The 12991-nt window shown below is 68.2% G+C and carries 14 protein-coding genes and 2 riboswitches; of the genes, 8 read left to right on the top strand and 6 right to left on the bottom strand.

The window, feature by feature from the left end; genetic code table 11:
- Positions 1 to 40: 40 nt before the first annotated feature.
- A complete protein-coding gene (locus tag ACH442_RS41555; protein WP_396343645.1) occupies positions 41 to 1075 on the bottom strand; it encodes a coiled-coil domain-containing protein in 1035 nt (344 codons plus the stop codon).
- Positions 1076 to 1078: 3 nt separating this feature from the next.
- Positions 1079 to 1212, bottom strand: a riboswitch (cyclic di-AMP (ydaO/yuaA leader).
- A gap of 209 nt (positions 1213 to 1421) precedes the next feature.
- A riboswitch (cyclic di-AMP (ydaO/yuaA leader) is annotated at positions 1422 to 1558 on the top strand.
- Between the two features lie 20 nt (positions 1559 to 1578).
- On the opposite strand from ACH442_RS41555, the gene ACH442_RS41550 reads away from it, so the two are divergent.
- A complete protein-coding gene (locus tag ACH442_RS41550) occupies positions 1579 to 2607 on the top strand; it encodes a coiled-coil domain-containing protein (RefSeq protein ID WP_396343644.1) in 1029 nt (342 codons plus the stop codon).
- Positions 2608 to 2659: 52 nt separating this feature from the next.
- Here the strand turns inward: ACH442_RS41550 and ACH442_RS41545 are convergent, their stop codons facing one another.
- Positions 2660 to 3433 (bottom strand): ABC transporter ATP-binding protein, encoded by a 774-nt coding sequence (locus ACH442_RS41545; RefSeq protein WP_396343643.1) that lies wholly within the window; start codon positions 3431 to 3433, stop codon positions 2660 to 2662.
- Positions 3426 to 4322: an ABC transporter permease gene (locus ACH442_RS41540; protein WP_396343642.1), complete on the bottom strand. Its 897-nt coding sequence runs from the start codon at positions 4320 to 4322 to the stop codon at positions 3426 to 3428. Before ACH442_RS41540 ends, ACH442_RS41545 begins: the two co-directional genes overlap by 8 nt.
- 187 nt (positions 4323 to 4509) lie before the next feature.
- Here ACH442_RS41540 and ACH442_RS41535 point away from each other — a divergent pair, with 187 nt between their 5' ends.
- Genes ACH442_RS41535 through ACH442_RS41515 form a run of 5 tightly spaced genes read left to right on the top strand, consistent with a single transcriptional unit; the run spans position 4510 to position 7803 of the window.
- On the top strand, positions 4510 to 5115 hold the full coding sequence (locus tag ACH442_RS41535) for a TetR/AcrR family transcriptional regulator (RefSeq protein WP_396343641.1): 606 nt from the start codon (positions 4510 to 4512) through the stop codon (positions 5113 to 5115).
- Positions 5116 to 5169: 54 nt separating this feature from the next.
- Entirely contained in the window at positions 5170 to 5532 is a 363-nt protein-coding gene (locus ACH442_RS41530; RefSeq protein WP_396343640.1) for an Atu4866 domain-containing protein, read from the top strand.
- Positions 5533 to 5557: 25 nt separating this feature from the next.
- Entirely contained in the window at positions 5558 to 6163 is a 606-nt protein-coding gene (gene pnuC, locus ACH442_RS41525) for a nicotinamide riboside transporter PnuC (RefSeq protein ID WP_396343639.1), read from the top strand.
- Positions 6160 to 7236, top strand: a complete 1077-nt coding sequence (locus tag ACH442_RS41520; protein WP_396343638.1) for an AAA family ATPase — start codon at positions 6160 to 6162, stop codon at positions 7234 to 7236. The genes pnuC and ACH442_RS41520 overlap by 4 nt, the downstream gene beginning before the upstream one ends.
- A gap of 33 nt (positions 7237 to 7269) precedes the next feature.
- Positions 7270 to 7803 carry a hypothetical protein gene (locus ACH442_RS41515; protein WP_396343637.1) on the top strand — a complete coding sequence of 178 codons (534 nt, stop codon included), beginning with the start codon at positions 7270 to 7272 and terminating at the stop codon, positions 7801 to 7803.
- On the opposite strand, the gene ACH442_RS41510 is transcribed toward ACH442_RS41515, so the two are convergent.
- On the bottom strand, positions 7791 to 9428 hold the full coding sequence (locus ACH442_RS41510) for an MFS transporter (protein ID WP_396343636.1): 1638 nt from the start codon (positions 9426 to 9428) through the stop codon (positions 7791 to 7793). The genes ACH442_RS41515 and ACH442_RS41510 overlap by 13 nt on opposite strands.
- Positions 9429 to 9479: 51 nt before the next feature.
- Between ACH442_RS41510 and ACH442_RS41505 the strand changes: the two genes are divergently transcribed.
- Positions 9480 to 10190 carry a TetR/AcrR family transcriptional regulator gene (locus ACH442_RS41505; RefSeq protein ID WP_396343635.1) on the top strand — a complete coding sequence of 237 codons (711 nt, stop codon included), beginning with the start codon at positions 9480 to 9482 and terminating at the stop codon, positions 10188 to 10190.
- A 346-nt stretch (positions 10191 to 10536) separates the two neighbouring features.
- Here the strand turns inward: ACH442_RS41505 and ACH442_RS41500 are convergent, their stop codons facing one another.
- Together ACH442_RS41500 and ACH442_RS41495 are read right to left on the bottom strand one after the other, a co-directional pair.
- Positions 10537 to 10938 carry a rhodanese-like domain-containing protein gene (locus ACH442_RS41500; RefSeq protein WP_396343634.1) on the bottom strand — a complete coding sequence of 134 codons (402 nt, stop codon included), beginning with the start codon at positions 10936 to 10938 and terminating at the stop codon, positions 10537 to 10539.
- The gene (locus ACH442_RS41495; protein WP_396343633.1) at positions 10935 to 11405 is read right to left on the bottom strand and encodes a cysteine dioxygenase; all 471 of its coding nucleotides are present in this window, start codon (positions 11403 to 11405) and stop codon (positions 10935 to 10937) included. Before ACH442_RS41495 ends, ACH442_RS41500 begins: the two co-directional genes overlap by 4 nt.
- Before the next feature lie 336 nt (positions 11406 to 11741).
- Between ACH442_RS41495 and ACH442_RS41490 the strand changes: the two genes are divergently transcribed.
- Positions 11742 to 12848, top strand: coding sequence for a neprosin family prolyl endopeptidase (locus ACH442_RS41490; protein WP_396343632.1), 1107 nt, complete (start codon positions 11742 to 11744; stop codon positions 12846 to 12848).
- Positions 12849 to 12991 lie beyond the last annotated feature (143 nt).

The following is a 12991-nucleotide window of genomic DNA, read 5'->3' as shown; positions in this document are numbered from 1 at the left end:
TCCGCGAAGGACCGGGGGCTTTTCCGTGCGGCGGGGAGCGCTACAACAACGACACGTGCACGTGGTCGGTGTGGTCGCTCGGGCCGTGATAGGCATGCCAGTTGTTCGTCGCCGGGAACCAGATCTGCTTGTACCAGATCACGTAGTAGATCCCGAGCTTGTCGGCATTACGCACCAGGAACGCGGTGAGGTCGTTCCCGTACCTCATCATGTCGTCGTTGTGCGCGACCGAGAAGCCACTGTTCTGCAGTGACCAGTCGCAGGCCCGGCCTTTCGGATGCTCGAACGGACCGCCGTCACGATGGCATCCGACGAAGCGGTTGAAGCCGGCCTTCTTCACCTCCTGATAGAGGTGCAGCGTCCGCTTGGTGATGCAGCCGTCGGTCGTCGGGTCGTCCTGGTTGCAGGACTCCGGCGAGAAACCGCCGTCGGAGTTGCGCGGTGCCGGGGCGGCAACCTTGGAGGTCGCGTCGACGAAACCGTTGGTGATCGTCTTGTTGATGCCGGTGCCACCGCCGAGCAGCTCGAGCTGGTCCTCCGCCGAGTCGTGCTGCTTCTGCTGGATGGTCAGCTGCGTCTTCTGGTTCTTCACCTCGGCAGCGATCTTGGTGACGCTGTCGGTGATCGTCGCCAACGCGCTGTTCAGCTCGTTCAGCTTCGCGTCGTGGAGCTTGTTGATCTCCTCGAGCGAGACGGCCTTCTTGATGAAGTCGGACGAGTCGTCGGCCTGCAGCAGGAAGCTCAGCGTGCTGAGGTTGCCGTACTCATACTGCTGGCGGGCGATCGCGTTGACCTCGGGGATCAGCGCGTCGCGGCGCTTCTCGGCGTCCGCCTTCTGAGTGTTGAGCGTCTTCAGGTTCTTGGCCGAGGTCTCGTAGGCCGCCTTGGCGTTCACGAACCGTCGGTTGGTCGCTTCGAGTTGTGCGGAGAGATCGTCGTCATCGTCACCCTCCGCGGGGGTCGACGAGCCGCCGCTGGGCGCGGCGAGTGCCGGCGTGACGGGTGCCACAAATATCGTGGTCGCCACGAGCGGCGCCAGGGCAAGCATCAGCCACCGGCGGGGACGTGCGGTCATCAACAATCCTTCCTAGTCACCGCCGACCGAGTTAGCTGACGGGTTCGGGACGGAAGCTATCCCTACCGCGCAAAGCGGATTCACCCCAACTACCTGGTTCCCCGGCTCGCCTTTCGGCGATTGGGCGGCGGCCTGCCGGCAACTCGGGGGCGGTGCCGTCCTGGCAGGACCGGCGGCCAGTTTACCTGAGATATCACTCGGCATCAGGGTCAGAGAAACCGTCAAAGCCGTTACCTTGCAACGACTTTCTGTAATGGGCGTCACCCCTCGTGACCGAGGCATAGCAATAAGTACGAGAACTGTCGATTCCTCGATCGAGTGGGTATGGTCGGTCCCGGTTCCCGCCCGGGAACCGCCGCCTAATCGCAACAACGAGCGAGCCGGGGATCCACATTTCTTCCGGGGTGAATCCGCGCCAGCGGTAGGGATTTCCTTCGTCCCGAACCCGTCAGCTAACCCGACCGGCGGCCGACGGAAGGAAACAGCCAGTGCAGCATGTGACTGTGCGGCGACGATGGGTGGCCGTTCTCGCGCTGCTGGTCGCCGCATGCGGGATAGCCGGTGCCGGCACACCGGCGCTCGCGGCCCCCCGGCCCCTCGCCGCGCCCGGGGAGTCCGGCGACGACGGTGAGGGCGGCTCCAAGTCCCTGCTCGACAAGCTCGACGAGGCCTCCAAGGGCTACGTCACCGCCAAGACCAAGTTGCAGACGTCCAAGACGCAGCAGACGAAGCTGGCCACCACGCTCAAGGAGCTGGACGCCCAGATCGCCCCCCAGCAGGCGTCGCTGGACAAGTACGCCGCGCAGGCGTACACGATGGGCCGGCTCGGCCCGTTGAGCGCGCTGCTCAGCGCGGACACGTCCGACGGCTTCCTGGACCGCGCCCAGTTGCTGACCACCGTGGCCGAGCGGCAGAACCAGGCGATCTCCGACCTGCGGACCACCCGGGACAACCAGGTCAAGGCGAAGGCGGCGATCGACGCGACCGTCCTCGACCAGCAGCGCCAGCTCAACGTGATGGCCAAGAAGAAGACCCAGGCGGAGCAGGCGCTCAAGGAAGCCAACCAGGGCGGCGACACCGGTGACGACGACTCGGGCAGCTCCGGTGGCAGCGGCTCGGACGCCGACAAACCGTCCGGCAGCCTCGCCGGTGGCTGCACCGTGGACGATCCGACCACCACGGGCTGCATCACCCCGCGGTTGCTCTACGCGATGAAGCAGGCGCAGAAAGCCGGCTTCACCCGCTACGTCGCCTGCTTCCGGCACCAGAACAGCGGGGAGCATCCGAAGGGCCGGGCCTGCGACTTCGCCGCCGACAAGGACGGGTTCGGCGGGGTGGCGACGGGCGCCAGCAAGACGTACGGCACGAACCTGGCCAACTACTTCATCCACAACTCGGACACGCTCGGTGTGCTCTACGTGATCTGGTTCAAACGGATCTGGCTGCCGAGCAGCGGGTGGAAGTCGTACAGCGGTGCCGGCGGCACACCGTCGACCGACCATACGAACCACGTGCATCTCTCGGTCACCTGACCACGAAAGAAGCGCCCGGGCCGACGGCCCGGGCGCTTCTTTCGTGCAACGGCTACTTCTTCATGTAGCTCTCGTACTCCTTGAGCACGGCCTCGGTCTCGCCGTCGGCCCGGATCTCGCCGGACTCCAGCCAGATCACCCGCTCGCAGGTGTCCCGGATCGACTGCTCACTGTGGCTGACCAGGAACACCGTGCCGGCGTCCTTGCGCAGCTCGCGGACCCGGGCCTCGCTGCGGCGGCGGAACTTCGCGTCACCGGTGGCCAGCGCCTCGTCGATCAGCAGCACGTCGTGCTTCTTGGCCGCGGCGATCGAGAAGCGCAACCGGGCGCCCATGCCGGACGAGTACGTCCGCATCGGCAGCGAGGCGAAGTCACCGCGCTCGTTGATCCCGGAGAAGTCGATGATCGACTGCTTCTTCTCCTTCACCTCTTCCGGCGTCATGCCCATGGCCAGGCAGCCCAGCTCGACGTTGCGCTCACCGGAGAGGTCGTTCATCAGGGCGGCGTTGACGCCCAGCAGCGACGGCTGACCGGCCGCGTAGATCGCACCCTTGGCCACCGGCAGCAGGCCGGCGACCGCGCGCAGCAGGGTCGACTTGCCCGAGCCGTTGCTGCCGATCAGGCCGATCGCCTCGCCCTTGTAGGCCACGAAGCTGACGCCCTTGACCGCGTGCACCTCGCGCACGTTGGTCGAGTTGGTCTTGGTGACGATCCGCTTGAGGGCGGAGAGCGGGCTGGTCTGGTTCGCCCCGATCGCACCGACGATCCGGTAGACGATGTGTGCGTCGTCGGCGACGACGGTGGGGATCTTCTCGCTGTCAGCCACGACCGTAGCCCTTCTCTCCGCGCCAGAAGTAGAGGAAGCCGCCGACGCTCGCGAACAGGGACCAGATCACCGCTTCGGTCCAGAGCAGTCGCGGGCTGCCGGCCAGCGTCACGTTCTCCATCAGCGAATGCCGGTAGAGCTCGATGAAGACCAGCATCGGGTTCGCCTCGATCAGGTGCAGCTTCCACCCGTGCAGGTGCTCGGTGAACCGGGTGACCGGGTAGAGCACGGCCGACGCGTACATCCAGAAACGCATGATGAACGGGATGAGCTGCTTGATGTCGCGCAACTTGGAACCGAGCCGGGCGAAGAAGAGCACCAGGCCGGTGTTGAACAGCGACTGGAGCAGCAGCGCCGGGACGATCAGCAGCCACTCGAGGTTGGGTCGCTCACCGGTGAACAGCACGATGATGACCAGCACACCGAGCGCGGTGATGAAGTTGCGGATCTCCACCAGGACGGTCGACAGGGGGAGGCTGCCGCGGGGGAAGTGCAGCGCCCGGATCAGGCCCAGGTTCCCGGTGATCGCGTTGGCGCCCTGGCCCACCACCGTCTGGGAGAACCCGAAGACGAAGACCCCGATACACAGGTACGCGATGAAGTTCGTGCTGTTCGCCCCGGTGCCGATGATGACGCCGAAGATGATGTAGTACACGAACGCGTTCAACGCGGGGGTCAGGACCTGCCACAGCGTCCCGAGGTGCGTGGTGCCCAGCGCGGAGACGGTTTTCGCCTTGGCGTGGGCGGTGATGAAATGCCGGTAACCCCAGAGCTGGCTGAGGTACTCGAACGGTCCGACCAGCCGTCCGGAAGAGCTGAGGCCGTGCCGCCGCGCGAGTTCCTTGAGGGGAACCGCGGGAGCGGTATCGGCAACCGCTGTCTCTGGCATGGAGTGGTGCTCCGATCTCGTCTGCCGGTACGAGGCGGCGGACTCCGGTGTTTCGCCTACAGGCACAGCTAGAAGCATGACAGGCGTCCGCCGACGCCGATGGTACGGGTTCGTATCGACGTCGAGGGAACGGTATCCGAGGACGCGGCGGAACGCAACCGTTACGTCGTAGCGCTATAGTTACCCGGTGGCGACAGTGAAGCGCGCACCGGCCGGAGCGGCGGTGCTCCGAAATGACATCACCGTGGCGATTCGTAACGCGGTCATGAGCGAGTTGGCAGAGGTCGGCTACGGCCGTCTCTCCATCGAAGCCGTGGCCCGCCGAGCCGGCGTCGGCAAGACCGCGATCTACCGACGCTGGAGCAACAAGCTTGAAATGGTACTGGAGATCATCACGGATGTCGCCGGGAGAAAGGTGCCAGTCCCCGACACCGGCAGCTTCGCCAGTGACCTCGATCTCCTGATGATGATCGTCAGCCGCGCGCTGCAGCATCGGGTCGCCTCGCAGATCATCCCCGACCTGATGGCCGAGGCCGCGCGGAACCCGCAGATCGCCGAGACCCTCCAGCGGGTGCTCCGCATCCACCAGCAGTCGGTGGGGGAGAAGCTGGTCGGGCAGGCCATCGCCCGCGGTGAGCTGCCTGAGGGCACCGACCCGGACATCGCGGTCGACCTGATCCTCGGCCCGCTCTACTGGCGGCTCGCGGTCTCCCGGCAGCCGGTCAGCGACGACTACCTGGAGAAGATGGCGGCCGCCGTGCTCGGCTCGCTCAAGGGCGGCGGGGCAACCTAGAAACAACTCAGGGATCTCTGCCGGTGGCCGACGTGCGGGCCGAACGAGAGGGTCATGCACTCCAACTCCCCGCACGTCGACACCCCGATCCTGGACGCCGCCGCGATGCTGGCCATCGCCATGGGCCGCACCACCGAGGACGGCCTCGGCGTGGTCCCGGAACGCCCCCGGGTGATCACCGGGGCCGCGGTGGTCGGCGCGTGGCGCAGCTTTGACGGGACCGTCAAACTGCAGATCAAGACCGATGGGACGTACGCCGGGGAAGTCGCCGGCCGGCGCAGCCGCCCCCACGGCACGTACCGGATCGACGGTGACGCGGTCGTGCTGCAGGACGACACGTCCGGGCTGAACACGCCGGTCACGCTGATCCACGACGGCGAACTGGAGATGGCCGGGCACCGCCTGCTCCCCGAATAGTCACCGCCTCGGCGATGCTGTCCCCGTGATCGATTGGTTGAACAGCACCGCACTGACCGCCTTCGGGGTGGCCACGACCTGGGCCGAGGTGCTCGGCTTCGGCACCGGCCTGCTCAACGTCGGGCTGCTGGTCCGGCAACACATCCTGAACTGGCCGCTCGGCATCCTCAACGTCCTGCTGCTGATGGTGGTGTTCGGCGCGGCCGGGCTCTACGCCGACATGGGACTGCAGGTCGTCTACGTGATCCTCGGGTGCTACGGCTGGTGGGCCTGGCTGCACGGAGGTGCGGACCGGGCGAGCCTCGCGGTGCGGGCCACCACCGGTGCCGAATGGCTCGCGCTGGCGGCGGCCGGGGTGCTGCTGACCGGTGGACTGTGGCTGTTCCTGGACCGGCTGACCGGGTCGACCGTGCCGCTGGCGGACGCGCTGACGACCGCACTCTCGCTGCTGGCGACGTACGGGCAGACGCGGAAACTGCTGGAGAACTGGTGGCTGCGGATCGCCGCTGATGTGATCTACATCCCGCTGTACGGTTACAAGGGTCTCTGGCTGACCGCGATTTTGTATGTGGCCTTCCTCACTCTGTGCGTGCTGGGGCTCCGGGCGTGGCGCCGGGCGGTGCTCGCGTGACGTTCCGTCATGGTCTGATCGTCGGCAAGTTCTACCCGCCGCACGCCGGTCACCACGCCCTCATCGACGCCGCCGCGCGGGCTTGCGAGCGGGTGACCGTGGTGGTCGCGCCCTCGTCCCGGGAGAGCATCCCGCTGGAACTGCGCCTGGAGTGGCTGCGCGAGGCCCACGAGCCGCACGTCCGGTTCGCCGGGGTCCACGACGACCACCCGATCGACTACGCCGACCCGGCCGTCTGGGACCTGCACATGGCGGTCTTCCGGGACGCGGCCGGGCCGGAGCCGGTGGACGCGGTGTTCTCCTCCGAGGCGTACGGCGCGGAGCTGGCCCGCCGGTTCGGCGCCGAGCCCGTCCTGGTCGACCTCGGACGCGAGCGGATTCCGGTCTCCGGCACCGCGATCCGGGCCGACCCGATCGCCCACTGGCGGCATCTCGGCCCGGGCGTCCGGGCCTGGCTGACCCGCCGGGTGATCGTGGTCGGCGCCGAGTCGACCGGCACCACGACCATGGCCCGGGCGCTGGCCCGGCACTACCGGACCCGGGGCGGAGTGTGGTCGTCGACCGGTTGGGTGCCGGAGTTCGGCCGTGAACTGACCGAACGCAAACTCGCCGAACTACGCCGCGCCCGGCCCGGCGCGACCGTTTTCGACGTCACCTGGGACCGCGACGACTTCGTGACGGTCGCCGTCGAACAGGCCGCGGCCGAGGACGTCCTGGCCCGGGCCGGTTCACCGGTGCTGTTCGGCGACACCGACGCGTTCGCCACCACGATCTGGGAGGAGCGTTACCTGGGCAGCACCTCGGCCAAGGTCCGCGAACTGGTCCGTGACCCTGGCCTGTACCTGCTCACCGGCGACGCCGGGGTGCCGTTCGAGGACGACGGGCTGCGCGACGGCGAACACCTGCGGCAGTGGATGACCGGGCGCTTCCGGGCCGAACTGGCGACCCGCGGGGTGCCGTGGATCGAGTTGACCGGCGGTTACCGGGAGCGGCTGACCGGGGCGATCCGGGCGGTCGACCGGTTGCTGGCCGACGGGTGGCGGTTCACCCCACCGCTAAGTCATCGTGGGTGATCCGCCGAACCGTTAGGTGTGCGGCACCTCAGAATGTTGATCGCAGTGGCGGCGCTCGGACTGGTGACCGCCGGGTGTGGCGGCGGCAAGCAGGTGAGCACCGCGGCGACACCCACCCCGGGGAGCACCTGGCAGCTGCTCGTCACGGGCAGCGCGGTGCCCACCCCGACCCCGTCACCGTTCGGCTCCCGGCCGCGGATGGGCGTCGCCACGCTCTCCGGGTCGCCCGACCCGAGCTGCTCCAAGACGTTCACGCGAACCGAGGACGTGCTGATCCCGGTCGAGGTGACGCCGATCTCGGGCGGCTTCAAGGTCGAATGGCCCCGGCAGTACGACTCGAACTACCGGGTCACCGCCGTGTCGCAGAAACTGGTCAGCGGCCCGCAGCCGGAGCCGACCTGGACGAACGTCCCGGCCGGCACCGGCTGCACGGTCAGCGCGACGATCACCGGGCTGACCTCGGGCGCGGCCTACATCGTCTGGCTGGACGCGCCCAACACCGGGTACGAGGCGGACGGCACCCGGCACCTTTACAGCGGGCGGTCAGGCGTCGTCTACCCCAAGTGATCGTCTTCCGGCTTGCCCTGGCGGGGCATCAGGAACGTCAGCCCGAACGCGGCGAGCAGGAGCAGCAGCGACACGCCCGAGGTGCGGATCGTGGTGTCCTCGAACCCGGCCCGGACCTGCTCACTGACGTAACCGGACAGGTCGGGGCCACCGCTCGGCAGCCCCTGGCAGGACGGCGGGGTCACGTCCGGGTTCTCCTCGGCCACCCGGTCGGTCAGGCAGGCGCGCAGCCCGGCGACCGCGGCCGGAGGCATCCCCTGCAGCTGGCCGGCCGACGTGTCCACGTGATGCCCGACCGCGCCCGGCAGCAGCGCGAAGAAGATCGTCCCGAGCACGGCGATGCCGAACGCCCCACCGAGTTGCTGCACCGAGGTGATCGCGCCGGAGGCCGACCCGCTCTCCTCGTCGTCGACGCCGGCCAGCACGATGCCGAAGAACGGCGCCATCGCCAGGCCCATGCCGATGCCGAGCAGCAGCAGCGCCGGGATCAGGTGCCACGGCGTGATGCCGGCCCCGGCCAGGTGCACGGTGGCGGCGAAAGCCACCGTCCCGAGGACCATCACCAGCGTGCCGATCTGGAGCAGCTTGCGGCCCAGTTTCTCGGCCAGGCCGGCGCCGGCCACGATGAAGCCGGCCACCATGCCCAGCGCCTGCGGCAGCGTGGTCAGACCGGCCTTGAGCGGCGTGTACCCGAGGCCGATCTGCAGGTAGAACGTGAAGATCAGACCGGTGCCGATCAGTGACGCGAAGAACATCAGGCCCAGCGCCAGACCACCGGTGAACGCCCGCTTGCGGAACAGGCTCGGGGTGACCAGCGGGTCGAGCCCGCGCTTGTCACGACCGGCCTCATACGCCCCGAACAGGCCGAACGCGACCACGCCGAGGGCCAGCATGGCGAACGTCCACACCGGCCAGTCCAACTCCCGGCCCTGCACCAGCGGGTAGAGCAGCAGGAAAGCGCCACCAGCGGCGAAGAGCACGCCGAGCCAGTCCAGCCGGGGTGCCCGCTCCAAGCGGGACTCGGGCAGGAACTTCAGCGCGCCGATCACCGCGAAGACCCCCAGCGGCAGGTTGATGAAGAAGATCATCCGCCAGCCGGCGCCGAAGTAGTCCGCGTCGACCAGCCAGCCGGCCAGGATCGGGCCGCCGACCGAGGAGAGGCCCATCACCGGGCCGAACGCGCCGAACGCCTTGGCCCGCTCGGCCGGGGCGAACATCTCGCGCAACATGCCCAGGCCCTGCGGCAGCATCAGCGCGCCGAACAGGCCCTGCACCGCCCGCGCGCCGACCAGGAAGCCGGGCGCCGGGGCCAGTGCGCAGGCCAGCGACGCGAGGCTGAAGCCGGCCGCACCGATCAGGAACATCCGGCGGCGACCGTAGATGTCACCCAGCCGGCCGCCGGTGAGCAGGCCGATCGCCATGGCCAGCGTGTAGGCCGCGCCGAGCCACTGGATCAAGCTGTAGGACCCGCCGAGCTCGGCCCGGATCACCGGACCGGCGATCGTGGTGACCAGCGAGTCGAGCAGGTCCATCACCTCGACCGCGAGGATCACGAAGAGCGCGACCCACCGATAGCGATACGGCTCCGTCGTGAGCCGCTCTGTTTGAACACTGTTCGTTGTCACGAACACTGTTTTAGTGGCGAACACTGTTCACGTCAACTAATTTAGAGAGCGATGAAGACCTCCCCCTGGCAGCCGCTCCCCGAACGGCGGCCCACCCGCGTGCAGCTCGACCGTGAGCAGATCATCGACGCCGCGCTGCGCATCTCCGACGCGGAGGGCATCGACGCGGTCAGCACCCGCCGCGTCGCCGCCGAGTTCGGCACCGGGCCGTCCAGCCTCTACGCGCACGTGTCCAACAAGGACGAGCTGCTCCGGCTGATGTTCGACCGCGTCTGCGGCGAGATCGAACTGCCGCCGCACGAGCCGGACCGCTGGCAGGCGCAGGTCAAACAGTTGATGCTGCACACCCACGAGATCCTGCAGGCGCACAACGACCTGGCCCGGGTGGCACTCGCCATGATCCCCAACGGGCCGAACGCGCTACGCGCCTCGGAGTGGATGCTCGCGCTGGTGATCAAGGGTGGCCTGCCGCCGCACTACGGCTCCTGGGCGATCGAGCGGATCTTCCTGTACGTCACCGCGGACGCCTACGAGAACTCGATCTGGCGTGCGCAGATGCGAAACCTGAAGCAGACCCAGGAAGAGGCGGAACGACAGGTCAAAGTGGAGCTGAAGGCATACTTCGCGGGGCTTCCGGAGGACCGTTTCCCGTACCTGCGGGCGCACCCCGACGCGATGACGTCGGGGACGGTGCAGGAGCGCTTCGAGTGGGGCCTCGACCTGCTGATCAACGGCCTGACCAGCTACGTCGTGAAGGCTTGACCAGCCGCATCGTGAGGACGCCACCCGTTGTCGCGTGACGAACGGCCGAAAGCCTGACGCCGGCACAAGAGCACGCCGTCATGCGGGGCGCGACCGGCGTTCCGGGGCCGGACGGCAGTCGCCGGCGGGGCTCGGAGCTGAACGGCTTCTCTGCCCCGGGCTTGTTCGCGTGCGGGCGGAACTCCCGGTCACGGCGGGGTTGTGGGCTGACCGTGCCCACCCACGGACGTCGCCCTTTCGGGCTGAGCGTTCAGGGGCGCCCCGCGCCCCTGCTCGGCCCGGAAGGGTCCCCGCGGGAGCGACGATCGGCGACCACAGCGGAGATGGGCAATGAAGAATTTGATCTTCAGTTTGTGGTGGGGAGTCCGGCCTCTTTCCAGGCGCGGAATCCGCCGTCGAGGTCGGTGGCGCGGTGCAGTCCGAGGTCCTGCAGGGCGGCGGCGGCCAGGCTGCTGGTGTAGCCCTCCTGACAGGTGATGATCACGGCGAGGTCGTAGCTGTTCGCGAACGGCAGGCGGGCGTCGCTGCGGGGGTCGAGGCGCCACTCCAGGACGTTGCGTTCGATGATCAGCGCGCCGGGGATCCGGCCGTGCTCGGCGCGCTGGGCGGCCGGGCGGATGTCGATCAGGATCGCGCCGTCGCGGATGGCGGCGTCGGTGGCGAGCGGGCCGAGCCGGTCGAGCCGGGTGCGGGCCTCGTCGAGGATCTCGGCGATGCTCTTCGAGCCGGCCGGGGGAGCGAGGGTCACCACTGGGAGCCGGCCTTGTCGACGGCGAGAACGTGCAGGCCGGCCGGGCCGAGGCGGTACTTCGTCATCGTGGTCAGCGCGGGGCCGTAGACGTGGATGCTGATCGCCGGGTCGGTGCCGCGGTTGACGATGCGGTGCACGTGGTGGGTGCCGAAGCGGCGGCCGGCGCCCTCGCCCAGGTCGCGGGTGACGACGCGGGGGGACTCGGCCGGCCCGCCGACGGTGTCCTCGGTGAGAGTGCCGCTGAAGACGTGGAACGCGCCGGCCGAGCCGCCGTGGTCGTGCAGTTCGGTCTGCTGCCCGGGCAGCCACGTGAGCAGCCACACCTCGTGGTCGTCGGCGGCCGCCAGCCGGTGGTACCACCGCTCGACCGGGTCGAACCGGGGCGGAACCACCCACCCCTCGGGCGCGTTGGCGAATTGCCGCGCGATGGCGAGGTGATCCAGTCGGAGGGCGGTGGCAGACATGCGTTCTCCTCGGTGAGGGCATACATAACCTATCGGCAAGATAGGTTTTACCACAGATGTTGATCGCGTGGGGCGGTTTCCCGGATCCGGCGTGTCACTCGAAAGAGGCTTAAACGAGTTTGCCTCTTTCCTGCCGTGATGCGAAAAACTGCTGTGCGCAATGGTGCGGACACCCTGCGTCGAGCAAAGTGACCGGTCTGTCACCGGAAAGGCCTACAGCCTCAGCCGTTACGGCAGAGTTGCTGGTCAGGACGTCCCTGGGCAATTGAGAAAGCTATATGGTGAGGCCCGCCGCGAAGTCCATGCGGCATCCCCCCGATGCACGAGGACGGACACGTGTTGAAGTCACGCCGCGGTCTGCTCGCCGCCGGCCTCGCCGTCGCGGTGATCGGCGCGATCGGAGTCGTCTCCACTCTCAACGCGGGGGCCGAACAGATCCCGGGCGCATCCGCGGCGGCCACCACCGCTGCCCCGGTCGCGGCCGCGCCGGCGTTGAAGCCGCCGTCCAAACTGCCCTGGGGAACCCGGCCGCAACAGGTCAAGCGAGGCCGGAACGGGGCGAGCAGCAAGGCGCTCAAGACCGCCGGGCTCAGTGTGGCCGGGCCGGCCGGCAGGGAGACCGGCGCGCCCGACGAGGAGTTCGCGCCCAAGGGCCGCAGCAACCGGTCGACCTACCTGCGGACCGCCAGGACCAACGTGGTTCCGCCGGAGCCGTCGGCCGCCCCGTCCGCGTCGTCGAGCAGTGACGACGAGACGGTCAGCTTCCTCTACAACGTGGGGTCGCAGGCGGCCGTCTCGGACGGTGCCTACGTCAACCTCACGATCAACAAGCCGAAGCTCGACAAGCGGGACTATCACACGCTCGCCGAGCTGGCCGTGCAGTCCGCCGACGGCAATCAGATCGTCGAGGTCGGGTGGAACGTCGACCGCGTCGTGAACGGTGACGACGACCCGCACCTGTTCGTCTACCACTGGGTCAACCGGGAGACGTCCTGCTACAACGGCTGCGGTTTCGTGCAGTACAGCAAGACCGTGATCGCCGGGGACACGCTCGCGGTCGACCAGCAGAAGCGGTTCGGCATCCAGTTCTACAACGACGCCTGGTGGGTGGCGTACGACACCGAGTGGGTCGGCTACTTCCCGGTCAAGCTCTGGGGTGACGTCTCGTTCACCAAGACCGGTCTGGTCCAGGTGTTCGGCGAGGTGGCCGCCTCCTCCGACAGCCCGTGCACCGAGATGGGCAACGGCAAGACGTCGGACGACAGCACCTCCGCCCGGATCGGCAGCGTGGCCTACCTCAACGGTCCCGACCCGAGCGTGATCGTGCGCAGCACCAGCAAGTACTACTTGGTCGCGCAGCTGAGCCCACGGACGTTCCGCTACGGCGGTCCTGGCGCCTGCGCCACCGCCAGTACCTCGGCCAGTCCGACACCCAGCTCCTGATCCACTGATCGTCACCGCGATGCCCGGTTCCTCGTAAGGGGCCGGGCATCGACGTTTTCCGGTTTTCTGCCCCCACCGTGAACCGGATCGCATGCCACGATGTACATCCGGGTGGCCGGGCGGAACCCGAGGGGAGCTGGCGC

Origin of the sequence: Actinoplanes sp. NPDC020271 (assembly GCF_044388125.1) — a bacterium.
Taxonomy (GTDB): Bacteria; Actinomycetota; Actinomycetes; order Mycobacteriales; family Micromonosporaceae; genus Actinoplanes.
The sequence above is the reverse complement of the archived record's forward strand: the minus strand, read 5'-3'. Positions and strand labels throughout refer to the sequence as shown.

Bases quoted from the DNA above. Each gene is read 5' to 3' on its own strand.
- ACH442_RS41540 (WP_396343642.1), bottom strand. From the start codon at position 4,322: ATGCCAGAGACAGCGGTTGCCGATACCGCTCCCGCGGTTCCCCTCAAG.
- ACH442_RS41530 (WP_396343640.1), top strand. From the start codon at position 5,170: ATGCACTCCAACTCCCCGCACGTCGACACCCCGATCCTGGACGCCGCC.
- ACH442_RS41515 (WP_396343637.1), top strand. From the start codon at position 7,270: ATGTTGATCGCAGTGGCGGCGCTCGGACTGGTGACCGCCGGGTGTGGC.
- ACH442_RS41495 (WP_396343633.1), bottom strand. From the start codon at position 11,405: ATGTCTGCCACCGCCCTCCGACTGGATCACCTCGCCATCGCGCGGCAA.
- ACH442_RS41505 (WP_396343635.1), top strand. From the start codon at position 9,480: ATGAAGACCTCCCCCTGGCAGCCGCTCCCCGAACGGCGGCCCACCCGC.
- ACH442_RS41555 (WP_396343645.1), bottom strand. From the start codon at position 1,075: ATGACCGCACGTCCCCGCCGGTGGCTGATGCTTGCCCTGGCGCCGCTC.